This is a genomic window from Beggiatoa leptomitoformis, assembly GCF_001305575.3.
GTDB classification, from domain to species: Bacteria; Pseudomonadota; Gammaproteobacteria; order Beggiatoales; family Beggiatoaceae; genus Beggiatoa; species Beggiatoa leptomitoformis.
This window is the reverse complement of the sequence record NZ_CP012373.2, coordinates 3892014-3918061: the sequence shown is the minus strand read 5'-3', so window position 1 is coordinate 3918061 and position 26048 is coordinate 3892014. Positions and strand designations below refer to the sequence as shown.

26 protein-coding genes are annotated in these 26048 nt (G+C 40.5%); 17 read left to right on the top strand and 9 right to left on the bottom strand.

Translation table 11 applies throughout. The annotated features are described in order from the left end of the window. Window positions 1-123: 123 nt before the first annotated feature. Entirely contained in the window at window positions 124-1611 is a 1488-nt protein-coding gene (gspE, locus tag AL038_RS16705) for a type II secretion system ATPase GspE (RefSeq protein WP_062154745.1), read from the top strand. 203 nt (window positions 1612-1814) lie between these two features. Further along, window positions 1815-2573, top strand: coding sequence for a hypothetical protein (locus AL038_RS16700; RefSeq protein ID WP_145917125.1), 759 nt, complete (start codon window positions 1815-1817; stop codon window positions 2571-2573). Here AL038_RS16700 and AL038_RS16695 read toward each other — a convergent pair. Both AL038_RS16695 and AL038_RS16690 read right to left on the bottom strand, forming a co-directional pair. Continuing rightward, entirely contained in the window at window positions 2570-5329 is a 2760-nt protein-coding gene (locus AL038_RS16695) for a bifunctional diguanylate cyclase/phosphodiesterase (RefSeq protein WP_161575476.1), read from the bottom strand. The genes AL038_RS16700 and AL038_RS16695 overlap by 4 nt on opposite strands. A gap of 389 nt (window positions 5330-5718) precedes the next feature. Further along, window positions 5719-6087 (bottom strand): hypothetical protein, encoded by a 369-nt coding sequence (locus AL038_RS16690; protein WP_062154736.1) that lies wholly within the window; start codon window positions 6085-6087, stop codon window positions 5719-5721. 578 nt (window positions 6088-6665) lie between these two features. Here AL038_RS16690 and AL038_RS16685 point away from each other — a divergent pair. Continuing rightward, window positions 6666-7577, top strand: a complete 912-nt coding sequence (locus AL038_RS16685) for a hypothetical protein (RefSeq protein ID WP_062154734.1) — start codon at window positions 6666-6668, stop codon at window positions 7575-7577. Window positions 7578-7683: 106 nt separating this feature from the next. On the opposite strand, the gene AL038_RS16680 is transcribed toward AL038_RS16685, so the two are convergent. Genes AL038_RS16680 through AL038_RS16670 form a run of 3 tightly spaced genes read right to left on the bottom strand, consistent with a single transcriptional unit; the run spans window position 7684 to window position 9322 of the window. Then, window positions 7684-8424, bottom strand: coding sequence for an S-methyl-5'-thioinosine phosphorylase (locus AL038_RS16680; RefSeq protein ID WP_062154733.1), 741 nt, complete (start codon window positions 8422-8424; stop codon window positions 7684-7686). Next, window positions 8421-8972 (bottom strand): hypoxanthine-guanine phosphoribosyltransferase, encoded by a 552-nt coding sequence (locus AL038_RS16675; protein ID WP_201800184.1) that lies wholly within the window; start codon window positions 8970-8972, stop codon window positions 8421-8423. The genes AL038_RS16680 and AL038_RS16675 overlap by 4 nt, the downstream gene beginning before the upstream one ends. A 2-nt stretch (window positions 8973-8974) precedes the next feature. Further along, window positions 8975-9322 (bottom strand): DUF342 domain-containing protein, encoded by a 348-nt coding sequence (locus AL038_RS16670; protein ID WP_145917124.1) that lies wholly within the window; start codon window positions 9320-9322, stop codon window positions 8975-8977. A gap of 348 nt (window positions 9323-9670) precedes the next feature. On the opposite strand from AL038_RS16670, the gene rpsP reads away from it, so the two are divergent. From rpsP to AL038_RS16615, 13 genes are all read left to right on the top strand, one after another. Beyond that, entirely contained in the window at window positions 9671-9934 is a 264-nt protein-coding gene (gene rpsP, locus AL038_RS16665) for a 30S ribosomal protein S16 (protein WP_062154730.1), read from the top strand. 2 nt (window positions 9935-9936) lie between these two features. Next, window positions 9937-10443, top strand: coding sequence for a ribosome maturation factor RimM (gene rimM, locus AL038_RS16660; protein ID WP_062154728.1), 507 nt, complete (start codon window positions 9937-9939; stop codon window positions 10441-10443). A 26-nt stretch (window positions 10444-10469) separates the two neighbouring features. After that, window positions 10470-11219 carry a tRNA (guanosine(37)-N1)-methyltransferase TrmD gene (gene trmD, locus AL038_RS16655; protein ID WP_062155594.1) on the top strand — a complete coding sequence of 250 codons (750 nt, stop codon included), beginning with the start codon at window positions 10470-10472 and terminating at the stop codon, window positions 11217-11219. Further along, a complete protein-coding gene (gene rplS / locus AL038_RS16650) occupies window positions 11216-11599 on the top strand; it encodes a 50S ribosomal protein L19 (RefSeq protein WP_062154726.1) in 384 nt (127 codons plus the stop codon). The genes trmD and rplS overlap by 4 nt, the downstream gene beginning before the upstream one ends. A 196-nt stretch (window positions 11600-11795) precedes the next feature. Further along, a complete protein-coding gene (locus tag AL038_RS16645) occupies window positions 11796-12278 on the top strand; it encodes a YajQ family cyclic di-GMP-binding protein (RefSeq protein WP_062154724.1) in 483 nt (160 codons plus the stop codon). A gap of 20 nt (window positions 12279-12298) precedes the next feature. After that, complete coding sequence (locus AL038_RS16640; RefSeq protein WP_062154722.1) at window positions 12299-13177, top strand: thioredoxin fold domain-containing protein; 879 nt, start codon at window positions 12299-12301, stop codon at window positions 13175-13177. Between the two features lie 209 nt (window positions 13178-13386). Beyond that, the gene (locus tag AL038_RS16635) at window positions 13387-13698 is read left to right on the top strand and encodes an IS630 transposase-related protein (RefSeq protein ID WP_236839419.1); all 312 of its coding nucleotides are present in this window, start codon (window positions 13387-13389) and stop codon (window positions 13696-13698) included. A gap of 1 nt (window position 13699) precedes the next feature. After that, the gene (locus AL038_RS16630) at window positions 13700-14170 is read left to right on the top strand and encodes an IS630 family transposase (protein WP_106405029.1); all 471 of its coding nucleotides are present in this window, start codon (window positions 13700-13702) and stop codon (window positions 14168-14170) included. Between the two features lie 254 nt (window positions 14171-14424). Then, the gene (locus AL038_RS19035) at window positions 14425-14526 is read left to right on the top strand and encodes a hypothetical protein (protein ID WP_474117480.1); all 102 of its coding nucleotides are present in this window, start codon (window positions 14425-14427) and stop codon (window positions 14524-14526) included. Beyond that, complete coding sequence (locus AL038_RS16625) at window positions 14523-14828, top strand: hypothetical protein (protein WP_062154720.1); 306 nt, start codon at window positions 14523-14525, stop codon at window positions 14826-14828. The genes AL038_RS19035 and AL038_RS16625 overlap by 4 nt, the downstream gene beginning before the upstream one ends. 27 nt (window positions 14829-14855) lie before the next feature. Then, a complete protein-coding gene (locus AL038_RS18845) occupies window positions 14856-14981 on the top strand; it encodes a hypothetical protein (protein ID WP_272898029.1) in 126 nt (41 codons plus the stop codon). Between the two features lie 24 nt (window positions 14982-15005). Further along, a complete protein-coding gene (locus tag AL038_RS16620; protein ID WP_101539149.1) occupies window positions 15006-15776 on the top strand; it encodes an NRDE family protein in 771 nt (256 codons plus the stop codon). Window positions 15777-15844: 68 nt separating this feature from the next. Next, entirely contained in the window at window positions 15845-16627 is a 783-nt protein-coding gene (locus tag AL038_RS16615; protein WP_062154718.1) for an alpha/beta hydrolase, read from the top strand. Between the two features lie 141 nt (window positions 16628-16768). Here AL038_RS16615 and gatB read toward each other — a convergent pair whose 3' ends face one another. The 4 genes from gatB to AL038_RS16595 form a co-directional block, all read right to left on the bottom strand. Beyond that, complete coding sequence (gene gatB, locus AL038_RS16610) at window positions 16769-18205, bottom strand: Asp-tRNA(Asn)/Glu-tRNA(Gln) amidotransferase subunit GatB (RefSeq protein WP_062154716.1); 1437 nt, start codon at window positions 18203-18205, stop codon at window positions 16769-16771. A gap of 222 nt (window positions 18206-18427) precedes the next feature. Next, a complete protein-coding gene (locus AL038_RS16605; protein ID WP_062154714.1) occupies window positions 18428-18883 on the bottom strand; it encodes a molybdenum cofactor biosynthesis protein MoaE in 456 nt (151 codons plus the stop codon). A 4-nt stretch (window positions 18884-18887) separates the two neighbouring features. Then, window positions 18888-19118 carry a MoaD/ThiS family protein gene (locus AL038_RS16600; protein WP_062154712.1) on the bottom strand — a complete coding sequence of 77 codons (231 nt, stop codon included), beginning with the start codon at window positions 19116-19118 and terminating at the stop codon, window positions 18888-18890. 51 nt (window positions 19119-19169) lie between these two features. Beyond that, window positions 19170-19730, bottom strand: coding sequence for a hypothetical protein (locus AL038_RS16595; RefSeq protein ID WP_062154710.1), 561 nt, complete (start codon window positions 19728-19730; stop codon window positions 19170-19172). Between the two features lie 230 nt (window positions 19731-19960). Here AL038_RS16595 and AL038_RS16590 point away from each other — a divergent pair, with 230 nt between their 5' ends. Then, entirely contained in the window at window positions 19961-26011 is a 6051-nt protein-coding gene (locus AL038_RS16590) for an AAA family ATPase (RefSeq protein ID WP_062154708.1), read from the top strand. Window positions 26012-26048: the final 37 nt, after the last annotated feature.

Sequence of the window (26048 nt, the reverse complement as noted above, 5' to 3'; positions counted from 1 at the left end):
GTGTGCTGATATGGCTTATTTTATCTGGGTTGACCGCGCTGGCGATACCTACGAATTATCAGGTATTTTATAATACAATTGTTTAAATCCATTTGCTGCTCTATTACCTTAACTTTTTGCCTTATGAATACTCTCGCCCCCACTATATTGCCATTTGCATTTGCAAAACGACATGGTGTTATTTTAAAACAGTTAATTGCTGAACAGGCTTATTTATATTGCCGTCCTGATTTTAGTTTACAAACATTAAATGAAGTACGACGATTTTTGGCGCGTCCTGTGCAACTAGAGACAATATCCAGTGAACAATTCGATATTTTATTGACGCGTCATTATGAGCAACAAGCCAATCAGTCTATGCAGATGATGGAGGGTATTGGTGATGAATTAGACTTGTTTCAGGTTGCACAGCAGTTGTCCTCAGAACCTGAGGATTTGTTAGAAAGCAGTGATGATGCGCCAATTATTCGATTAATTAATGCGTTATTATCTGAAGCAATTAAAGAAAATGCGTCAGATATTCATATTGAACCGTTTGAAAGTCGCTTAGTGGTACGGTTTCGTGTTGATGGTGTATTACGTGAGGTTTTACAGCCTAGACGAGTACTTGCACCGTTATTAGTCTCACGAATTAAGGTGATGGCAAAGTTGGACATTGCCGAAAAACGGTTGCCACAAGATGGGCGGATTTCTTTGCGTATTGCGGGGCGAGCGGTCGATGTGCGGGTCTCAACGATTCCTAGTGGACATGGTGAGCGGGTGGTATTGCGTTTGTTAGACAAACAGGCAGGACGATTAAATTTACAAGATATTGGTATGCCTGATGATATGTTAAGTCGTTTACAAGCACAGTTGATAAAACCGCATGGAATTATTTTAGTCACAGGCCCAACAGGCTCTGGCAAGACCACTAGTTTGTATGCAATGTTGAATTATTTAAATGACCATAGTCGTAATATTATGACGGTTGAAGACCCCATTGAATATTATTTGGATGGCATCGGACAAACACAAGTTAATACAAAGGTTAATATGACTTTTGCACGCGGATTGCGAGCAATTTTACGTCAAGACCCTGATGTTGTAATGGTTGGGGAAATTCGGGATGCAGAAACCGCCCAAATTGCGGTACAGGCAAGTTTAACAGGGCATTTAGTGTTATCCACTTTGCATACAAATACTGCTATTGGGGCGGTAACGCGCTTGCGTGATATGGGGATTGAACCGTTTTTGTTGTCCTCCAGTTTGTTGTCGGTGATGTCGCAACGCTTAGTGCGCTTGCTTTGTCCCGCGTGTAAAACGCCTTATTTAGCAAGTCTGACAGAAAAAGAGGCATTACAACGGGCAAATTTACCCCCCGATTTGACCTTGTATGCGGCAAATGGGTGTAAATCGTGCAACCATATTGGTTATAAAGGACGTACAGGTATTTATGAATTAATTGACGTGGATGGTTCGTTACGGACGATGATTCATGATCAAATAGGACAACATGAACTTGAAGCGTATGCGCATCAGCGACAAAGTAGTATGTTGCAGAATGGCACGCAACAGGTATTAGCAGGTGATAGTACGATTGAGGAATTATTACGAGTGACACGCGAGGGTTAGCGGATATAAGTGGATAAGAACTACTTATGTATTTATGGCAATGCCAATTTGTTTGTAGTGAGCCTATAAACATTCCCCTGTTTACGGGGGAATTTGGCGGAACATCTGCTTTATCCGTATTTGCTTATTACTATTTATTTTTAAACCGTTGATTTAAATTAATTATATTCAGATAGACTGTGTCGTATCGGGGAAGAATGATTGTGGCGATTAAAATTACTGAAAAATTACGTAATCGTTTAAAAGGCTTGGAAGTAGAGCAACAACGTCAAACTGTTGATTTAAAAAAATTACATGATTTTGAACGTATTGTGCATGATTTTGAAGCAGTACTGAATACAATTGATAAGTTTCAGGTAGATGCAATTGAAGAGATTGATTATGCATCATTACGTGATACGGATGAAATTAGCCGATTAGAAGCCCAGTTGCATAAATTCGAAGATGACTATGAAGCTGATGATTATAATGAAGAACGATATTTTGAAGAGATTAAGAAACTAAAACGCCAACTTTTAAAAGAGGATATACCCGCATCAATGGAGGCTAAAACGAATGAGGATGAACAATATGTTGCAGAGTTAAGCAAACTAAAATCGCGTTTATCCGATGAAACGTTAGAGAAAAAGATTGCTAAACCTGTAGTAACGGCAAAAGCTGCGCCTACCGTTACTAAAAAGCCTGTAACCGTGAATAAACCCGCCACTACAGTTGCTAAACCCGCCGCCACTCATGCAAATGCGACCGTTCGCGCAACGCCTGCACCTGTCAATAATATGGCTTATGTGATTTGCTTAATGTTTAACAAAGATCATCCTAAAGAATGGTCTGATGAGGCAGGTGGTGGATGGCGAGATACTGGATTGGGTATGCGTTATACCGATCAAGAACAAGTTAAAAAAGTATATAGAAAATTAAAACAACAATGGCCTGATTATCCTTTGCGCGTTATTAGACGTTAAATAATGTCGTATTTGGTTTCTGCACATAAATATTGTTCAATATCACTGAGTGGGCGAGGGCGGGAAAAGAGAAATCCTTGCACATGATGACAACCCGCCATTTTTAAAATAGAAAGTTGTTGTTGCGTTTCTACCCCTTCGGCGATGGTTTTTAAATTAAAGGCTTCTCCTAATGCAATAATTGCTTGTGCTATTTGGTGTGAGCGAGGGTCATTTTCTAAATCGCGAATAAAACTTTTATCTATTTTAAGGGCATCAATGGGAAATTTTTGTAAATAGCTCAGTGATGAATAGCCTGTTCCAAAATCATCTATATATAATTGAACTTCCAACTCTTTCAGTTCTTGCAATGTTTTCAGTGTTTCCTCTGGGTTATACATCATGGCACTTTCTGTGATTTCTAAACGGCAACTACGCGGGGAAATGCCCGCTCGTTCAATAATATCTTGAATCTCACGTACTAAACGCGGTTGTTTAAATTGGATAGGGGATACATTGATATTAATCCCTAAATTGGCATGTTGTGGATAACGTTGCTGCCATTGATAGAGCTGTACACAAGCCGTGCTAAAAACCCAGCGTCCTAATTCTTGAATTAATCCCGTTTCTTCAGCAAGGGGAATAAATTCATCGGGTGAAATTAACCCACGTTGTGGATGTTGCCAACGAATCAGGGCTTCTAATCCAACGGTGTGTTGTTTCTCTAGTGCAATAATGGGTTGATAATAAATACATAATTCGTTACGTTCAAAGGCTTTACGTAGGTCTGACTCCATGCGCATGATATGAACAATGTGTGTGTGCATACCCTGCTGAAAAAACGCATATTTCCCCAACCCTTGTTTTTTAGCGGCATACATAGCCGTGTCCGCATCGCGCAAAATCTCATTTGGACAGGTGTAATGTGATGCACTGAGGGCAATGCCAATACTTGCCGTTGTTATGAATATTTCCCCTTCTAATTCATAAGGCTGATTAAGTTGTTGCTGTACTTGTTCTATATAGGTTTCCAACGTCTCCAAATCGGGGATTTCTTCTATTAGCAAGGCAAATTCATCTCCCCCAAAACGTGCAATCATGGCAGTAAACTGTTGTATTGTCGTTGCTAATCGCTCAGCCATCTGTTTAAGCAGTTTATCCCCCATTAAATGCCCCATACTGTCATTGACGATTTTAAATCGGTCTAAATCAATAAAAAGTACGGCAAAGGGGATGTGATTGGCAGCAGAAAATTTATCCTGTTGTTGCTGTAGTACATAGGCAAGCCGTTCGGTAAATGCGTTGCGATTATAAAGCCCTGTAAGCAAGTCATGAGAGGCGGCATAGCGTAACTCTTCTTCTTGTTTTTTCCGCTCGGTAATATTTTCTATAATACCTTCATAATGTTGTAACTCGCCTGTCGCATTATAAACGGCTTTGGTGGTTTCACTAACCCAGACAATTTGTTTGGTAATGCAAATAGCTTGATACTCATAGTCTTTTACTTCACCTTGCTGAGTAAGGTGTATAATATATTCATTATAATCAGATGGATGTAGAAAAAAATTGTTTTTGCGATAATGTACTTGTGTGTCACCATTTACTGCTTGTGGTAAATCAAATAGACGGGCAAATGCTGGATTAATGCTTAAAAAATCGCCATCAGGGGTACATTGAAAAATACCTTCAATGGCATTTTCAAAAATAGCGCGGAACTTTTGTTCTGCGGCAATCAAAGCTGTAGTCATTTGTTCACGAACGAGCATTTCTTCATGCAGGGTTTGATTAACAGCAATTAATTTTTGTGTTCGTTGACTTACTAATATTTCTGTTTGCGCACTGTGGTTAAGCACAACGTACAAATAACGGGTTAAACCGATTGTAAATAATATGCCCATGAATAAAACCATCCACGCATAAGCGTAGTAAATGCTTGTTCCAGCAAGAAGATGGTGTAATTCAATGCGCCATTGTTGCCCTTCAAATTCTATAGGAACACTGAGAATAGTATTCTTTTCATTTTGTAAGGTCTTATCTTGTGCATACCAATCGGGGGCATAAATGATATTTTGTGGATTGGGTGAACGAGTGTCACGTATAACAAGAAAAACTTCATAGCGTTGTTTGGCAGGACGAAGCAGAACATCAATAAAAGTATTGAGTTGTAATATCGCCGTAAAAAAACCAATGGGTTTTAGTGCTTCGGTATAAATAGGTAGAAAAACATGTAGCTGTTTCTCTGCCCCATGTGGCATTTGAAAAGAGAGTAATACACTACTGCTGTGTAAAAAATTGAATGAATAAACTGTGTTTACATCAAAACCAATGAGTGTTTTAAAACGTTCTTTGGGTTCAGCAAAGAGAATCGGATAGTAATCTACCTGCGTTGGTGTAATAACCGCTTGTTGTTGGTTGTTATATTGCCAAAAAGAAGTCGTTAGTTGTTGTTCTATCTCGGCACGTTGCCCCTCTTTAATGTAGGGAGACCATGTAAAACCAACTATCCAATCCGTTAAAAGCTCTTGATTAACCAGTAAGGCAAAGTCTTCATGTTCTATTTTTTGTTTTATCGAATATAACCCGCGCAAAGAGCCGAGTAGCTGATCTACTGTTAATGAGGCTTGACGTAATAAACGAATATAGTGATCAAGTAGAGCCTCTTTTTCTTGCATAACTTGCTGTTCTTCCCATTTTTGTGTGTGATTAAAAGCAAAGAAAGACAAACCACAGCCAAGAATGGCAACGAATATTAAGGTTAGATAAGATTTTTTAAGCAAGAAAGTGGGCATAATGTATTTAAATAAATAGCACTGTTTAACGATATGATGAGTGTGTTAAGCAAGTTTCTTTCCATGACGATGTATAAGCCTTTTTTAACATTTATCATTGAAAAAAACGGCATTATTAATCACACAATGGCACATATACATAGTCCGTCTTCTAGCGCATACCCATCCAGCACCTTTATTGCTCAAATAAACAGTAAACTCCTGACAGAATATCAGTTCTCTTATAACCCGTTAAAAATATTTACTATTCTGAGAAAATTCTTTAAAGTAGAGCAATTATCTATGTTATGTGGAGCTAACCAGAATCTGTATCAGCCGAAAAACCAAAACTTACAAACTATCTAGCACACGACGTGCGCGAGTTGAAACACTTTAAGTTATGCTTTTTTATATACCTTGTTTTCCAACTGACTTGATGACAATGGTTGACCTTGCCAAATAAATACCTGCCTCGCACCAGCAGATAAAGCGGCTTCTCTCAAGATTCGTTCTTCAATTTCACAAAGCCCACCCTCTGAATTAAAAATTTGGTGCATGATTATTATGGGCGAAAGACGAAAAAACGATTTTGGATAAACTTCATAGATTCCTTGTTTAAGAGCCTTCTCTGCAACTATAAAATGAGCGATTGCAAGCCTTTGATTTGAGAAAAAACCCTGTATTTTTGCGGTTCTTCCGCTTTGCACATGCAGAAACCTAAATAAGTCTTTTTCTATCTGAATGTAAATAGTTTGCTCAGAAAACAACCTCGATTACTCCTTTAGCATAACGTCTAAGTTCAGCCGTACCCTGCTACCGCCACGAAACCTCAAATTGCCGCAAAACCGCCCAGTGGCAAAGTATTAGGCTGGAACACAACATTAGCTTGTTGCAAGTAACATAACGTCATTTAGTTACTTGAAAATAAATCATTATATTCTAGCAAGTATTAACTTGTTAGACTCTTTACTTGTTATTTTATATGAGTTTCTTATTTGGATAGTGCAAAAAAGCAGTGATATTAAAATTAAGAAAACTGAAAAAGTAAAAGAGTCCCTAATATGCTAAATTGCCCTAGCTACAACGTGACACATATCGTGAAATACGGAAAAATTTTAAGCAAGAAAGTAGGCATAATGTATTTAAATAAATAGCACTGTTTAACGATATGATGAGTGTGTTAAACAAGTTTCTTTCCATGACGATATATAGCCCTTTTTTAACATTTATCGTTCTATCTTGATTGAAAAAAACGGCATTATTAATCACATTACACTTTATTGCTTATGATGATGTGAAAAATATGTTTTATAAGACTAAAAGATTAATTAAAGGAAATAATTTTATGTCTGATGTTACTTTATTAAATAATCGTTTAGCTACGTTAGAAAAAACGCAATTGTGTTTATTAATAAATCAATTAGTTGAAAAATATCCGTTATTACAATCTGTTATTATTAAACAATTGGATACGTGGCAAGGGGAACAAGTACAAGAATCGCCACAATTGCCAGCCCATATTGATGTTCGTGCAGTCCAACAATTAGCCAGTCATGGCGGTGATTTAAGCGCATTATTAGCCACGATTCCGCATTATTTAGACACGCAACAAGGGCAGACTGCATTAGCTGTGTTAGAAGCGGTTACACTTGGCACGTTGGATATTGCAATTACAACTTTTCATAAAATTTCACAAGATAAAGCCAACCATACCGATTTTATCGCACAGGCAAATTATATTCGTTTGTTATCAGCCGTTAGCGAATTATGGGCAGACAGTTTTCTAAAAACCACGTTATCGGCGAAAAGTCGTCAAGCATGGCAAAATAAATTAACAGGTTGGCAAACACAATTGGTGCATTATATGGTTTATGTATTTGATACTGCTATTGATGCGCTTCGCTTTGGTTGGGATTATCCGCCGTTGCAACAGATTTTACAGGGTGAAACCACAACCCTTTTGTGGCAAGAGACAGAATTGGATATGTGGGATGAATCAACGACAGAGGAAACTAATCAACCTTATGATGCTGATGCGTTGATTAGTCGTTATTTGCGCATTTTAAAAGAAAAGGGAAATTATCAATCTTATCTATATCTTGCACAAGCAGATGGGCGGGATTATGAGCGGGTGATGATGTTGTTGCAATTAAATCGCGTAGCAGAAGCAATACAGCATTATCGTGAGGGATTGTATAACACAACGGAGATTGAACAATTGCGTGCAGCTTTTGCAGCAGTGGGCGAGACTATTTGACTAAATAAACTATTGTAGGCGCAATTTTATTCTCAATAAGAATTGTACGACCAAACGGAATAAGTATGCACCTACAAATTGTAAGCATTGAATTATCAGATTGTTTTTAAAGCTGTTTCAATAACGTTGCCAACAGAGAACGCACGTTTAAAATACCAACGCCAAGATTTGCCTCAATGTCTGCCATTGTTATTTCTTTTAATCCTCGTCCTGCCGCAGGATTGACAACAACAGCACAACTGGCGTAACACAAGGCGAGTTCTCGCGCTAACGCGGCTTCTGGCATACCTGTCATACCAACGATATCACAACCATCCCGTTCCATACGGTCAATTTCCGCACTGCTTTCTAAACGCGGTCCTTGTGTCGCGCCATAAACCCCTTGTGTATGTACTTTACATGCCAGTGATTGTGTAGCGGTTAATAATTGTTGCCGCAGTTGTTCACAATAAGGTTCGGTGAAATCAATATGGGTTACATGAGATAAATCGTCAGCAAAAAAAGTGTGTTCCCGTCCATAGGTGTAGTCAATCAGTTGATGTGGAATAACAATATCTGTTGCCTGCATTGCCTTATGAATAGAACCAACCGCCGCAACCGCAATAACCGCTTCTACCCCTAATTCTTTAAGTGTCCAAATATTTGCCCGATAATTAATTTTATGCGGTGGAATGTTATGCCGTGCGCCATGACGGGGTAGAAAGATAATTTTTTTACCTGCATAAATACCATGAATAATCGGGCTAGAGGCTTCCCCGTAAGGGGTGGACAACACTTGTCGATGGGTAATTTCTAAGCCCTCTAAAGCGGTTAAACCTGTGCCACCAATAATTGCAAGTTTTGTCATAATCCTTTTACCGCATAAATGCCTGAGGCGTTGCGTAACTGTTCTTTATAGTCCATTCCATAGCCAAAAATATAACGGTCTGGCGATTGTAATCCAACAAAATCAGCTTGTTGTAACCCTGTGCGCGAACGTTGTTTATCCACTAAAACAGCCGTTAATACTTGTTTTGCACCCGCCTGTTGACAATAAGCAATCAACGCTGACAATGTAACCCCTTCATCTAACACATCATCTATTAACAACACCGTTCTATCTTGCAATGAATGCTCAGGGGTTTTTAACCAATGTAGCTCATCCCCGCCTTGTGTTGCACCACGATAACGGGTGGCATGAATATAATCGGCCTCTAACAAAAAGGTTAAACGCGGTAATAGCTGCCCTCCCAATACCATACCGCCCAACATCACGGTTAAACATAAGGGATATTCATTTGCCAACTGTTGATTGATTTTTTTTGCCATTTCATCAATGGCACAATTAACGTCATCTGTTGAATAAAGTAAATCGGCTTCAGCAAGCACTTGTTTAATAGTTGAAAGGTCGGTCACACTCAAGATGATTTATCCTTGTTACGTTTAACAGTTTCATGCGGAGAGTCAGGCAAAGTGTTTATAACTTGACTAATCGCAAGCGATAAATTCTGGCTCTGTTGTTCAATACTTTCACTGATTTCATTAATTTGGTCGTCTAACTGTGTTAGTCTCGCGCGTTGCGAATACAACTCCACATTAGTATCTTGATTCTGCAATGCAATCTGTTTACTTAATGATTGAATATCGCGAATATGTCTATTCATCTGCTCATCAATCTTCCTGCGTTGCGCTTCGAGTTGTTCGGTAAGGTAATTTAGATGATATTCAACCATGCTGTCATCACCGTTGTTTGCATCCTCAGCCATTACAGTGATTCCTCCCATTATCAACGTTTGAATAACAGTATAAACCATCTATAAAATCATGCGGTCAGAAAGTCGCACCGCAGATTATGTTGATATTGACCTTTCTACACATACCTTAATGAAGGTGTGGCAAGCAAATCGACGCAACATAATCGGTTAAATAGATAGTAGAATAATAAACCTAATACTTATAATATATTGCACAATACTGCGCCAATGCAGCATTGAACCAAAGATAAGAAATTATACCTTTCCCCTTCCCTATTGACCATCTCTCGACTATAATTTTGAATTTTTCATTAACTTGTAGGCACTATTGCGTACTGCTCTTAAGGTGACAGAATAGCTATGGTTACAATCCGTTTATCCCGTGGTGGCTCTAAGAAACGTCCTTTTTATCATGTTGTCGTAACTGACTCACGCAGCCGCCGTGATGGTAATTACTTAGAAAGTATTGGCTTTTACAACCCCGTTGCAAAAGAAAAACAAGAAAGTATCCGTTTAGATGTTTCACGGATTAATTACTGGTTAAGTGTTGGCGCACAACCCTCTGAAGTTGTTGCTAAACTTATCAAAGATAACGCTAAGAATACAACCCCAGCGGCTTGCTAATAATGACATCACAGACGCGCGTGATGCTAGGACGCATTAACGGTCTGTATGGCGTTAGAGGCTGGGTTAAAGTGTATTCCTACACAGACCCGCTGGCTAATATCCTTACCTACACGCCTTGGCAAATTTGTCAACAAGGACAATGGCGTGAAGTTATCGTAGAAGATGGTAAAGAACACGGAAAAGGCATTGTAGCCAAACTGGTTGGTTATGATGACCGTGATCAGTCAATACACTTGTTAGGGGCTGATATCGCTATCGCCCAAACACAATTACATCTTTTAGAAAAGGATGAATATTACTGGTCTGACCTCATCGGTTTAAGCGTTATAAACCAAGAGGGAGTGTGTTTTGGAATAGTTGATTACCTTTTAGAAACAGGTGCACACGATGTACTGGTTATAAAAGGTGAACAAGAACGCCTTATTCCTTTTGTGTTGAACGTATTCATTAAAGCCATTGACTTACAAAATCGCACGATACAGGTTGAATGGGACACGGATTTTTAGTTCGTGCTACAAAAACAGTGACTAACGTGCAAATTGGTGTTATCACCCTGTTTCCTGAAATGTTTACCGCGCTAACCTGTGGTGGCATTACGGCGCGGGCTGTGCAAAATGGCTTATTGCGCCTTGCTTACTGGAATCCGCGTGATTTTGCTGATAACAAGCATCGACATGTAGATGACCGCCCCTACGGCGGCGGACCGGGCATGGTGATGCAAGTTCATCCATTACGAACAGCTATACAAACGGCAAAACACGAATTAGGTGAGAATACACGTGTTCTATACCTATCCCCGCAAGGACGACGACTAGACCAAGCAGGTGTGCAATACCTCTCACAATTCTCAAACCTCCTGTTGATTGCAGGACGTTATGAAGGCATTGATGAACGGGTTATTGAACGCGATGTTGATGAAGAATGGTCTATTGGTGATTACGTGTTAAGTGGTGGTGAACTAGCCGCAATGGTCATAATTGATGCCCTGACCCGTTGGCTACCGGGCGCGTTAGGACATGCCGATTCAGCAACAGAAGACTCCTTCTACGCGGGTCTGCTTGACTGTCCGCACTACACGCGCCCAGAAGTCATAGACACACAAAACGTTCCAACGGTATTACTAAATGGTCATCACGCTGACATTGCACGGTGGCGACACAAACAAGCCCTAGGACGTACTTGGTTAAAACGACCAGATTTACTTGCTAAACTCAATTTACAGCCTGAACAACAGGTGTTATTGAATGAATTTATTACTGAATATGACGGGAAAATAAAATGAATCCAATCATTGCAATGTTAGAAAATGAACAACTAAAACAAAATATCCCCTCCTTTGTTGCAGGCGATACAGTTATTGTCCAAGTAAAAGTAAAAGAAGGCGACCGTGAACGGTTACAAGCCTTTGAGGGCGTGGTTATTGCTAAACGTAATCGTGGCATGAACTCCGCATTCACCGTCCGTAAAATTTCCCACGGCGAAGGCGTAGAACGGGTTTTCCAAACCCACAGCCCCTTAGTTGCAGGCATTGAAGTCAAACGTAGAGGCGATGTACGTCGCGCCAAACTTTACTACATGCGCAACTTACGTGGTAAAGCTGCACGTATCAAAGAAAAAATCATTTCTAAGCGTGATAACAACAGCGCAGTTGCCCAAGCATAACCAACGCATTAACCAAATAACTTATCTAAACAGATTTAGTTATTTGCCTCTCGCGCCACTAAATATTGGTGCAGACTGCCAGTTTATCCGTATAACTGGCAGTTCTATCCCCCGCATAACACCGCTTGCCCCTTTTCCATCCGCAAGCTACCTTCAAATTGTCTATACTGATTACCTAAACGAATAGGACAGCAAAATGCCATCCTTTGATATTGTTTCTACAGTCGATATGCACGAATTATCAAACGCAGTTGACCAAACAAACCGCGAAATTGTCGCCCGTTTTGACTTTAAAGGCTCTGATGCCAATATAGAACAAACCGACGAATCACTCATCCTACATGCCGAAACTGAATTCCAACTTCAACAAATAGCCGACATCTTACACATTAAACTTGCGAAACGTGGGATTGATCTGGCCGCGTTAGACCCAAAAGAGGCAGAAATACAAAATCGTCGCGCTCGTCAGACATGGCTTATTAAACAAGGTATTCCTAGCGAACTAGCAAAAAAAATAGTTAAACTGATTAAAGATAAAAAAATCAAGGTACAAGCTGCTATACAAGGCGACGAGGTTCGTGTGACAGGCAAAAAAAGAGATGATTTACAAGAAGCCATCAGCCTTCTGAAAAGTCAAAATTTAGAACAACCCTTACAATTTACCAACTTTCGTGATTAAAACTATTGAGGTCTATCGTTATGCGTATTCGTTTTATATTGGCACTCCTTGCACTTTCTGCCAATAGTTGGGCAACCAGTGAATTAGCAACTCCAAGCACCAGCACAACGGCTGAACCCATTGCCATCCAACCCATGCAAGACCCTGTTGTAACCCCCGCAACACCTGCCGCCCCCCTTGAACAACACGCAGAGAAAAAAACAGACGCGACCATACCACCTGTTTTGCGTGAAGCACTCAAACGCCTTATCGGCGCAGAAAAACTAGACCAAGTTAAACTTGCACCCGCCCCCATAAAAAATATGTATGAAGTTACGGTCGGCTCAGAAGTTATTTATATCAGTGAAGACGGTGGTCACGTCATTGTCGGCGATATTCGTGATACAAAAACAGGCACAAATCTCACTGAACAAAAACGCAACAACCTACGTGCAACAGCTATTAACAGCCTTGATGAAAAAGACATGATTATCTTTACCCCTAAAGGTAAAACCCTCTTTACCATCAACGTATTTACCGATGTAGATTGCGGCTATTGCAGAAAATTACATCAAGAAGTTCCCAAACTTAACGAACTAGGTATCAAAGTACGTTATTTAGCATTCCCCCGCGCAGGCGTTGGCTCAGAAACGTATCAAACCATGGTCAGTGTTTGGTGTGCTGACGACAAAAATGCAGCCCTGACTGCTGCCAAAAACCAACAATCCGTAAAACCCGCACAATGCGACAACCCCATTGCCAAAGAATATGAACTTGGACAACAACTCGGCGTTAATGGCACACCTGCCCTTGTTCTCTCCGATGGCGAGCTTCTGCCGGGTTACGTTCCCGCTGACCGCTTAGTTGCCTACCTCATGCAAAAATCCGTACCCAGTTTAAGTAAAGCAAGCAGTAACTAAACCAACCTAAATGCGGCAAAATTTTACAAATAAATGCTGTAAATAAAACAGAGACCTGACAAGTTTTAAAAACCTGTCAGGTTTTTTTGCGTAGGGTACATGACGCTTAATCATATATTTTCATAGCATAATTTACTATAGTAACCGTATTTTAAAAAGAGAATAAGAAATGACCTATTCAATAGATTTCCGTAAAAAAGTATTATAAAGTGAAACAAGAAGAAAATCTCACCCTAGCAGCGGTAGCGAAACGCTTTCAAATAGCCATCGCAAGCGTCGTCAGGTGGAGCAAAGTATTGGAAGCCAAAGGGACACGTAACAGACCAACTAAAATAGATATGGAAGCCTTAAGACAAGATGTGGCGTTATATCCCGATGCTTACCATTATGAACGCGCAGCCCGTTTTGGGATTACGGAAGGCGGGATTCGCCATGCGTTAAAACGTCTAGGGATTAGCCGTAAAAAAAACCCTCAAACACCCCAAAGCCAACCCCGAAGCACGGCAAGTCTTTCAAGATAAAATGAACCGTTATAAACAATCTAATAGGCAAATTGTTTTCATCGATGAAAGTGGTTTTGCCCATGATATGCCACGCCGTTTTGGTTATGCACCTATCGGCAAACGTTGCTTTGGCACGCAAGACTGGAATGCAAAGGGACGTACCAATGTCATCGGGGCTTTGCTCAATTTTTGTTTATTAACGGTCTCTTTAGTTTCTGGCACGATTAATTCCGATGTCTTTTTCGCTTGGATAACCCAAGACTTACTTCCCAAACTCCCTCAGAATTCTGTGATTGTGATGGATAACGCCACTTTTCATAAACGTAGTGACATTCAGCAGGCTATTTTAGACGCTGGGCATCTCTTGGAATATTTACCGCCTTATTCGCCTGATTTAAATCCTATTGAGCATAAATGGGCTCAAGCTAAGACTCTCCGTAAACAACAACATTGTTCTATTGATGAGCTCTTTTTACTGAATTCTATTTAATCTTTTTATAGTACTGTTGCTATATTTCAAGGCGTTATAGTAAACGTATTATAAAAAGAGGATAAAAAATGACCTCTTCACTAGACTTCCGTCGTAAAGTGCTAGCAACTATAGCAAACGTACCATAAAGTGATTTAAATTTAGGATTAGCAGTCCTCACAGGACTGCTAATCCTCCGTATCGTTTTATAGTGCGTTTACTATACTTACCGCGTCATTTCTGACCACTTAGGCAGTCCGCGTTTAATTGTTGATGTGCAAATAGGCACAATCGCGCAACGCTTAGATTACGATGCGTTTGGCAATATCCTTGAAGATACAAACCCAGAGTTTCAACCATTTGGATTTGCAGGATGAATAAAATATTTCAAGCTGACTTTATTTGGATACCTCATTCTCTAGGTGGTTATAGAGGCCCACCATATGAAGGTATGCGTACAAATATACGCTGGCAAAAACACATTGAAGATTTTTTGCAATGTCTAAGAGATGTTCAGTGGGAAGAAATTAATTTCGATCCCAATATTTTACTTGGGAGTGCTACTGGTAAATTGATTAATTCTGTTCCAGCAGAGTGGTTAAAAGAAGGAGAATACATTGAGATTCTTAATGGTTATCATGTTCTAGCAGTAGGTCGAATTACAAGTAGGATACGTTAGGTGCGTCTTTTCACACCATAACGCCGATTGAACTATGCCGATAGCACACGCCTTATTCAAACAGATGACACAATTCTAACTCAAACGACTAATCCCGACCTTCGTTTTGGAATGCTCGCACCATTAAGTAAACCAACTGATAAAATGGTGTAACCCCACCTACACCATTTTAATCCCATGTGCCTCATACTCTTTGCCTACAATACTCATCCGCTTTACCCCCTTATTGTCGCAGCTAACCGTGACGAATTTCATGCACGTCCCACTGCACCCGCCCACTTTTGGGAAAGCTCCCCACAACTGCTTGCAGGACGTGATTTACAAAGTGGTGGAACATGGGTGGGCATCACCCAACAAGGACGCTTTGCCGCTGTTACCAACTACCGTGAACCCCAACAAACCCCTATAAACCCCAAATTTTCCCGTGGCGCGCTGGTCAGCAACTATCTACACAGCCAACAATCTACACCAACCTACCTACAAATCTGTCAACAACAATCCGCTGACTATCAAGGGTTTAATCTCATTGCTGGCAACATACAACAAGACCTGTACTACTACAGCAATCGACAAACCAGCCCACAAAAATTAATGGCAGGTATCTATGGACTCAGCAACCAATTCCTTGATACCCCATGGGTTAAAGTGCAAAAAGGCAAAGCACATTTACAATCCCTCATGCATCATGACTTTCAACTCACAGAACTGCTTGCCCTTCTTTCTGACAAAACCCTTGCAGAAGATGCACAACTCCCACAAACAGGCGTAAGTTTGGCATGGGAACGCCTACTCTCCCCCCTATTTATCACTAGCCCCGACTACGGCACACGGAGTTCAACCGTTTTACGTGTCAACACCAATGGCGCAGTAGAATTCTGCGAACAACGTTTTAATCCAATGGGCGACATTGATGGCACAACAACATACCGCTTTACACTGACAAGATGAGACTGTAACGGTGTTAGAGTAGAAGCAATCTATGCAATAATATTCTTTTCAGCGCGACGACAATTAACATGGAACTAGAAGTTATAAAACGATTACCTAAAACCCCCACCAATAAACCCCCCATTGTTTTTATACATGGTGCTTTTATTGGTGCGATTTGTTGGGATGTCCACTTCCTCTCCTACTTTGCCAAACAAGGCTATCCTGCGTATGCCGTGAGCCTACGAGGACATGGAAAAAGTGGCGGAAATTTGCGTAGTGCAGGAATTAATGATTATATTGAAGATGTTAAAAGTGTTACAGCCACATTAGAACAAGCCCCGATTATTGTAGGACACTCTATGGGTGGGATGGTTGCACAAAAGTATATGGAAAAACATCCTTGCCGTGCAGTAATACTCATGAACTCCGTATCACCTAACGGAATAGGCAGTTCCGCATTTTACATGTCATTGACTGACCCATTACTATTTCAACAATTTGGTGTTTTACAAAACTTTGGGACACATTTTGTTAACCCTGTTGCCATGAAACGCGCGCTTTTCTCCCCAGAAATGCCCGACAAAAAAGTCGAAGAATATTTCATGTACATGCAAAATGAATCACATCAAGCTGTTTTAGACATGATGAATTTAGACATGCCCCCACATCGTCCCGACAATGTACCCATGTTAGTATTGGGTGCGGAAAACGATGTATTTTTTCCCCCTGCAATAGTCCATTGGACAGCGTCATCCCATCGCGCCGATGTTCACGTTTTCCCAAAAACAGCACATGGCATGATGCTAGAACTGCATTGGCAAACCATCGCCGATTACATGTTAGATTGGTTGGGTAAAAAGCTAAAATAGAAAAACGATTGAATCTCTGTTTTTTAAAAACAGGGTTCAATCGCTAAGAAAGATAATGATGACTAATTTTATTAGACGTAAAAATAAGTTAGCATACTTAACTTATATACATCGATAATACGGCTTAAAACCGCTAAAAACTTAACCCAACTTCCTTTTCAGTAACTCATTCACCTGTGCAGGATTCGCTTTGCCTTTTGAGACTTTCATCACCTGTCCAACAAAAAAGGCGAATAATTTTTCTTTACCTGCTCGATAATCCGCTAGCTCTTTCGGATTTGCCGCAATAACCGCGTCAATAATCGGTTCAATTGCACCTGAATCCGTTACTTGTTTTAAACCTTGCGTTTCAATGATTTTATCCGCATTACCATCACACTCTCCCGCCCACATGGCTTCAAAGACCTGTTTGGCAATTTTGCCAGAAATTGTATTATCCGCAATTCGATTTAACAATACAGCTAAATATGCAGGGGAAACAGGCGATTGTGTAATATCTAAGTTATGTTTATTTAACACCGCAGAGAGTTCACCCATAACCCAGTTAGCACACATTTTCGCGTCAGTATTTGAGGCTTGCACAGTTTCTTCAAAATAATCAGCTAGCTCTCGTGAACTGGTTAAAATATCCGCATCGTACAAAGATAAGCCGTATTGACTGACAAAACGCTGTTTTTTCTCTTCAGGTAATTCAGGGAGTGTCGCTTTTAAGTCTTCTAAAAACGCTTTATCGACTACGACAGGAAGTAAATCAGGGTCGGGGAAGTAGCGGTAATCATTGGCTTCTTCTTTAGAACGCATAGGGCGCGTTTCGTTTTTATCAGGGTCGTACAAGCGGGTTTCTTGCGTGACTTTACCACCGCTTTCAATCAATTCAATTTGCCGTTCTACTTCGTAATTAATCGCTTTTTCAATAAAACGGAAGGAATTCAGGTTTTTCAGCTCAGCACGTGTGCCATAAGTGCTTGTGCCTGTTGGGCGGACGGAAACATTCGCATCGCAACGGAATGAGCCTTCTTGCATATTACCATCGCAAATATCTAGGTATCTGACGATAGAGTGAATTTTCTTCATATAGGCAACGGCTTCTTTTGCCGAACGCATGTCAGGTTCGGAAACGATTTCAATTAAGGGCGTGCCTGCACGATTTAAATCGATACCACTTAAGCCATGAAAATCTTCATGTAATGATTTACCTGCGTCCTCTTCTAAGTGGGCGCGGGTGATGCGGATGGTTTTTTCTTGCCCCTCTGTTTCAATATTGATGTGTCCTGCCTTGACGATGGGGAGTTCGTATTGGCTAATTTGGTAGCCTTTGGGTAAATCGGGATAAAAGTAGTTTTTACGTGCAAAAACAGAGCGTTCTGCAATTTCTGCATCTACCGCTAATCCGAACTTTATTGCCATTTTTACAGCTTCTTCATTCAGTACGGGTAAAACCCCCGGTAAGCCTAAATCAACCGCGCAGGCTTGGGTATTCGGTTCTGCACCGTAAGCAGTAGAAGCACCTGAAAATATTTTACTTTTTGTGGCGAGCTGGGCGTGAATTTCTAAACCAATAACGACTTCCCACGACATAAATCAATCCTCATTTAACAAATATTTTTACTGGGTATTTTTTGGAATAATGTCATTGAAACATGCTTACTTGATTGTCGCAAGTCAGTATAGTGAGGGTTTTACAGCTTATTAAAAAGAGTATCGACGCGATTAATCGCGTTTTTATCGGTGGTGTGAATGGTTCACATGATGGGTAGCAAGTCGTTTTTTCGTTTTTGTGTTATTGCAGGTACTTAGGTATTAACGGGCAGGTGTATTTTTTTCTACCCACCTACGGCTATCATTTTGTAATGTTTCTTGTTTCCAGAATGGTGCGCTTGCTTTGAGTGTTTCAATTAAAAACTGACAGGCGGCAAAAGCGGCTGCACGATGGGCTGACCATGCCGCCGTAAGGACAATCGTCTCTCCGGGTAAAATCTCACCAACACGATGAATAATAAGGGTATCTAGTATTGTGAAATCTGCATGGGCTTGGATGCTGATTTTTTGCAAGTATTTTTCTGTCATTTGGGGATAGTGTTCTAAAAACATGGATTTTACGTCGTCCCCTTCGTTGTAATCACGCATAGTGCCAACAAATACCGCGACAGCACCGCATTTGCCGTGTATGGTTTGCAATTGCTGTTCATACGTTTGCAGAGCTGTCCATGCGTTGAATATCTGGTTAGTTAATTCAACTTTTAATTGCGCACTCATTGAGTTATCCCCCTGTAACCGGTGGAAAAAAAGCCACTTCATCGCCTTCTTTCACGCAGGTTTCTGGGCTAACATATTCAAGATTGATGGCAATTAATGCGTGTGTGGGTAGCGGGTCGTTACAAACTTGCGCCCAAACATCGCTAGCGGTCAACGTATGAACAATGTCCAGTTGCACTTCTTTTTTGCCAACAAGTTGGCGTAAACTGGCGAAAAATTTAACCGTAATTGACATAAAAATATAACGTCCTTTGGTAAATAATTGGATAATGACTGATTGATTTTATCAATAACGGTGGTAGTCGTGTTGTTCTCGCATCCGTTCAAGACGGCGTTTTTCTCTCTTGATGGGGTCAGTTTCTCGCCATTGTTGCAATTGTGCTTCCCATGCTTGGCGGTCAAACTCTTCTGTTTCGCGGTTTATTCTGGCGGTTTCCGCCCGTTGTTTTCTGTCAACATTCCACTGCTCATAAAGGTCGGTAGGTGTCGCGCTGGATGATTCAATGGGGGCTTGGTGCAGGGATAAAAAGCGTTGTTTTGCCTGCATTGCACCCCATGACGATTGGCTGTCTGCGTCTGTGGGTTGTTGCGTGATGGCGGGAGATGAATGTTCTGACCGTTTTGTTGTGCGTGTTTGCCACCACTGGGTGTCTTGTTGCTGTTCTTGTTCGCGTGATTGATTATAGTTTTTATTTCTATCGTCTATTTGCCTAAACCAGTCGTTAGCCGTTTCATCTGCTCTCATGCCTTGCGAGGCACGCGGGAGATTTGTAGGCGAATAGGGGGTGCAGGCGGTGATAAATAGTAATGCTGTAATAATCGTACCGTGACAAAAAGACAGTAACATGTTGTAGTATCCTGCGTTTATTGATAGGCAATAAATCAATTTAAAAAGGTCGTTAGTTTATTAATGGTTTCTATCGCCTATATAATGGCTAAGTGCGATAATTATCGATTGAATTGTTTGTACTACATTATGTTAGTAAATGGCTTATAACTTGCTAAACCGACTATAAAACAAATTAACACGATTGCTTGTTTATTAATGATAGATGAGAGCGGGGGAGAATAAGAACAATGCTTACTCTACCGGGCTACCGGATTGACGATAAAATTTATGAAGGGACACAATCAATTGCTTACCGTGCAACGCGGGTGAGTGATGCGATGCCTGTTGTGTTAAAGCTTTTAAAATCAGATTACCCAAGTCCGACAGAATTAGCACAGTATCAACGTGAATATGACATTTTAAATCGATTACAAAAAAGCGCGCCTTCTTCAGAAAGTAATGTGATTCGTGTCTATGCGTTAGAAAAATATAAAAATACGCTGGTGATGGTGTTAGAAGATATTGCGGGTCTTTCCTTAAAAGAGTGGTTACGTCATCGTGAATTAAACATAACAACCTTTTTGTTTCTAGCGATTAAAATCACGCAAGCTATTGGTGAAATTCACGCCGAACATGTTATTCACAAAGACATTAACCCCAGTAACATTGTTTACAATCCTGCTTCTGGTGAATTAAAGCTCATAGACTTTGGCATTGCCAGTGTACTGCCTCGAGAAAATCCCTCATTAAAAAGTATCGAAAAATTAGAAGGAACGCTCCATTACTTATCCCCTGAACAAACGGGGCGGATGAGTCGTCCGCTGGATTATCGGACAGATTTTTACTCATTTGGTATTACCCTTTATGAAATGTTAGTGGGGCGATTACCGTTTGAAACCAGCGACCCGTTAGAGCTGGTACATTGTCATATTGCCAAACAACCTGCATTGCCACAGACCATCAGAGTAGATGTCCCGCCAATTTTATCCGCTATCATCTTCTGTTTATTAGAAAAAAATGCCGAGTTGCGCTATCAAAGTGCTTACGGCTTGCAAATGGATTTAACCCACTGTTTTGAACAATCAATCCGTGAACAACCCATTGAATTATTTATATTAAGACAAAATGATATTACCACAATTTTACAAATTCCAGATAAATTATATGGTAATAGCCGTGCTGTTATAGAACTACTGGATGCCTTTGAGCGGGTGAGTCAGGGTTGCACGGAAATGGTGTTAGTCTCAGGAGATGAGGGCATTGGTAAAACAACGGTTGTTCGGGAATTGTATAAACCTGTTTTGCAACAACAAGGACATTTTATCACAGGTAAATTTGGACAATTTCAAAGCACTACCCCTTACACGGCCATTTTAGATGTTTTTGGTGAATTAGTTCGTCAAGTCTTAACAGAAAGTGAAGCACAACTAGCCAAATGGAAAAAACGCTTATTAAGTGCTTTAGGCAGCAATGGACAATTGATTATTGATGTTATTCCAGAAGTTGCATTAATTATTGGCGAACAAGCGAATGCTGAACAAAATTTAGGTTTTTTAGAGGCTCAAAACCGATTTAACCGCGTGTTTTTGAGTTTTATGAAAGTATTTTGTCAACCATCACACCCCCTAGCCATTGTGCTGGACGATTTGCAATGGGCAGACAGTGCTTCATTAAAACTCCTCTCCATGTTGTTACGAGATGAAGAAACCCGTTATTTATTAGTGATTGGTGTTTACCGTCAGCACGAAGTGGACGAGTTACACCCACTGACATTAACGTTAGACGAATTACGTAAATCGATGACGATTACCCTGCAAATCACTTTGCAACCCTTAGATTTAGAAGCTATTACTCAATTATTAATCGATACTCTCCACGCCAAACGACAACAAATTCACCCCCTTGCTGAAGTTATATTACATAAAACTGATGGAAATCCATTATTTATCCAACAGTTCATTAAAACACTGTATGAAGAAAATTTACTCAACTTACATTTTCAACTACAAGAAAATGGACAACGACAACCACAGTGGCAATGGAATTTAGAAGCGATTGAAGAAGCCAGTATTACGGATAATGTGGCAGACTTATTAATTCATAAACTACAAAAATTACCTGAAGATACCCAATACTTGCTCTCTATTGCCGCCTGTTTGGGTAATCCATTTGATATACAAATTGTTGCGGATGTCTATGACAAATCAGTGATTGAAACGACACAAGAACTATTACCCGCCTTAGAAGCAAATCTTATCGCTCCCCTCCCTGATTCCGATGGCAATGTGTTTCGTTTTCTGCATAACCGTGTGCAAGAAACGGCTTATAATCTTTTGAATGAAATCAATAAGCAAAAAAATCATTTAAAAATTGGACGGTTACTAAATCAAAAAATTGGAGAAAACAAATCCATTGATGAATTGTTCGAAATCACCAACCATTTTAACTTAGGCATTCCCCTTGTCACTGAAACCAGTGATAAAATTCTAATTGCTAACTTAAACCTAGCCGCAGCACGTAAAGCAAAAGCCGCTGCAGCTTACGAATCCGCTTTTCGCTATCTTAGTGCGGCACTCAACCTATTTACCGTTCAATATTGGCAAACAGATTACGCCCTTATTTTAGCCGTCACTACTGAAGGGGCAGAAGTTGCCTACTACATTGGTGATGCCGATGAAATGGAACGATTAGCATTGCGTGTATTACGCAATGCCCGAAGTTTACTAGATAAAATCCGTATTTATGAAGTCCGTATTCAAGCTGCTCGCGCTCAAGGACGGTTTCGCGATGCCTTAAATATTGCCCGCCATGCCCTACGTAAATTGGGCATTCGTCTGCCAGATAACCCCAGTCGTTGGCATATTTGGTTAGGCGAGTTACGCATGAAATTTGCGTTAACCTCAGGCGATATGCCTAGCCTTTTAGAACTGCCCGAGATGACTAACCCCGAAAAACTCGCGGCAATGCAGATTTTAAATCACGCAACTTCTGCCGCGTATGCTGCCCAACCCAATTTAATGCCCCTAATCACTTTCCGCTTGATTCAATTATCGGTAGATTTTGGCAATACCCCTGTTTCAGCGTATGCCTACGCAACTTACGGACAACGGCTATGTGGCACGGGATTTATTGAAAGCGGTTATCAATTCGGTGAATTGGCGGTGCAATTAAGTGAACGCCTCAACAATCGTGAATTTCGAACCAAAACTTTTTTCATCGTCAACGCCTTCATTCGGCATTGGCGCAACCCTGTTCGCAGTATTTTAAACCCCTTGCGGGATGTGTGGCGACTTGGGTTAGAAATGGGCGAATTTGATTTTGCAAGCCTCAGCATGTTTGCCCGTCTTGCCTATGCCGCCCTGATTGGTGAACCCTTAGAAAATTTAGAAAAAGAAATGACCGCGTATAGCCAAGAAATTCGGCAACTACGCCAAGCAGCGGCTGTTAATTTAATTGAAATTTATCATCAAACTATCTTAAACCTACGGGGACAATCCCCAGAAAATCCTAGTCAACTGGTCGGCACGGCATACAATGAAGAAGAGTCGATAGTTATGTATAAAAAACATAACAATCGTACCGCTTTGTATCATAACTATTTCAACAAGGCTATTTTAGCTTATTACTTTCAAGAACCTTACAAAGCAAGGGACTATATTAATTGTGCAGCACAATATTTAAATGGCACGATTGGTTCAATACCATTTGCTTTTTTTCATTTTTATGAATCATTAATACTCTTAAGTATTTATCCACAAGTTACACCCCGTGAACAAAAACACATTTTACGCACAGTAGATAAAAATCAGAAAAAACTACAACTATGGGCAACTTTTTCACCAGATAACCAACAACATAAATATTACTTGGTTGCCGCAGAACGGGAACGTGCCTTAAAACATGATAAAGAAGCCCGTGAATATTACGACCAAGCAATTCATCTTGCGCATGAACAAGGCTATTTAAACGAAGAAGCCATTGCTTGCGAATTAGCAGGACAATTTTATTTACAGCGCGGTTTAGTTAAATACGCATACGCCTGTTTACGTGATGCCCATTACGCCTATATCCGCTGGGGAGCCATAGCAAAGGCCAAAGAATTAGAAATTCGCCACAGCAATTTATTTTCGCAACGAGACAGTTCCGCCCAAACAACAACCATTACAACCTTAATAACCCAACAAGGGCTACCCAACATGCTAGATTTTGCTAGCATTTTAAAAGCCTCGCAAGCCACCACTAGCGAATTAGACTTAGGCAAATTGCTCAAAAAACTCATGCAAATTGTCTTAGAAAATGCAGGCGCGCAACGTAGCTTATTAGTGCTAGAACAAAATGGACATTGGGTTATTGAAGCCGAAGGTGCATTGAATGCAGAACATGTCGAAATTTTACAAGATTTACCTTTAGAAAACGCCGCATTATCGCTGCCTATCACCCTCGTTAATTATGTCATTCGCGTACAAGATTGTGTCGTATTAAACGATGCGTGCAATATGGGCAAGTTTACCCGCGACCCCTATGTTGCCAGCCAACAAATTAAATCCATCTTATGTATGCCCATGTTAAATAAGGGTAAACTAAGCGGTATTTTATACCTAGAAAACAATCTTGCGACCAGTGTATTCACCCCAGAACGGGTAGAAATCCTAAGTCTATTATCTAATCAAATGGCCATCTCTTTAGATAATGCGCGTTTATATAAAACATTAGGCGAAAATGAAGAACGATTACGGATTATTACCGAAACCACACCGATAGCCCTATCCATCAGCCGTGCAGAAGATGGACTCATTTTATACGCAAATCCTCGCATTGAATCTATTTTCGGCTTACCACCCAGTACCCTGATTAATCAATATCGTACGCTTGATTTTTATCGCAACCCTGATGACCGCGAAAAAGTGGTGGGCGCATTCCGACGTTTTGGCTCAGTCAGCAATTATGAAATTGAATTTCGTAATGTTTACAACCAATCCGTATGGGTCGCGCTTTTTGTGCATCCTATTCGCTTTGTTAATCAAAACGTACTTCTCAGCGCGTACTATGACATCACCGACATTAAAAATGCCGAAGTAGAACGTCAAGGCTTTACCCGTGCATTACAAGAAAGTGAAGAACGTTTCCGCGTGATTGCTGAAACCATGCCCGTGCCTATTTTTATCATCAAACCCGAATCAGGCATGATTTTGTATGCGAATCCACAAAGTAGCCAAACCTTTGGATATAGCATTCCCGATTTAGTGGAACGCACGATAGGCGAATTGTACCGCTACACAACAGACCAGCAAAAATATGTCTCTTTATACAAACAAAATAAAGGCAAAGTAAAAGATTATGAAGTTGAACTACTCAAAGCCGACGGCTCGCCCGTTTGGGTAGCGATTTCAACCCAACAAGCAACCTATGCAGATGAACGCGTCATTCTCACCGCATTACATGATATTACCGACCGTAAACGCGCAGAACAAGAACACATGCGCCTAATTAAAACCTTACAACACAACGAACAATTAGCCTCAGAAAATGCGCGTATGGGGGCAGAATTATCCGTTTCTCGCCAACTACAACGCATGTTATTACCGACAGAGACAGAATTAACCCAAGTGAGAGGCCTAGACGTTGCCGCCTTTATGGAACCTGCCGACGAAGTAGGGGGGGATTACTATGATATTTTACAATGTGCAGAACATACTCTTATTGGAATTGGTGATGTAACAGGACATGGGTTAGAAAGTGGCGTGATTATGCTCATGATACAAATGGCCGTTCGCACCTTACTAGAAACACAACTAGCCACCCCAGAAGCCTTTTTACCCATTATTAACCGTGCGGTTTATGCCAATATTCAACGAATGGGTTCAGACAAAAGTTTAACCTTAAGCCTCATTGATTGTTATCCCTCCCCCCTAGATAGTTCATTAACCGTTTTACGCATGACAGGACAACACGAAGAAATACTCGTTGTACGACAAGATGGACAAGTTGAACGTATTAATACAACCGCTTTGGGTTTTCCCATAGGATTAGAAGAAGAGATTAACGACTTGATTAACTATCAAGAAGTTATATTACAAGTAGGGGATGGTATTGTGCTTTATACTGACGGCATAACTGAAGCCTTAAATCCTGAAAAACACCAATACGGCGTAAAACGTTTATGTGATGTAGTCAGTCATTTTTGGTCAAAATCGGTAGCAGAAATTAACCATGCTGTTATCGCCGATGTGCGAGCGCATCTCAGTGGGGATAAATTAAAAGATGATATTACACTGCTGGTTTTAAAAAAACGGCACTAATGCTAGTGCCTGCCTGAACCAGAATTAGCTGAACTAC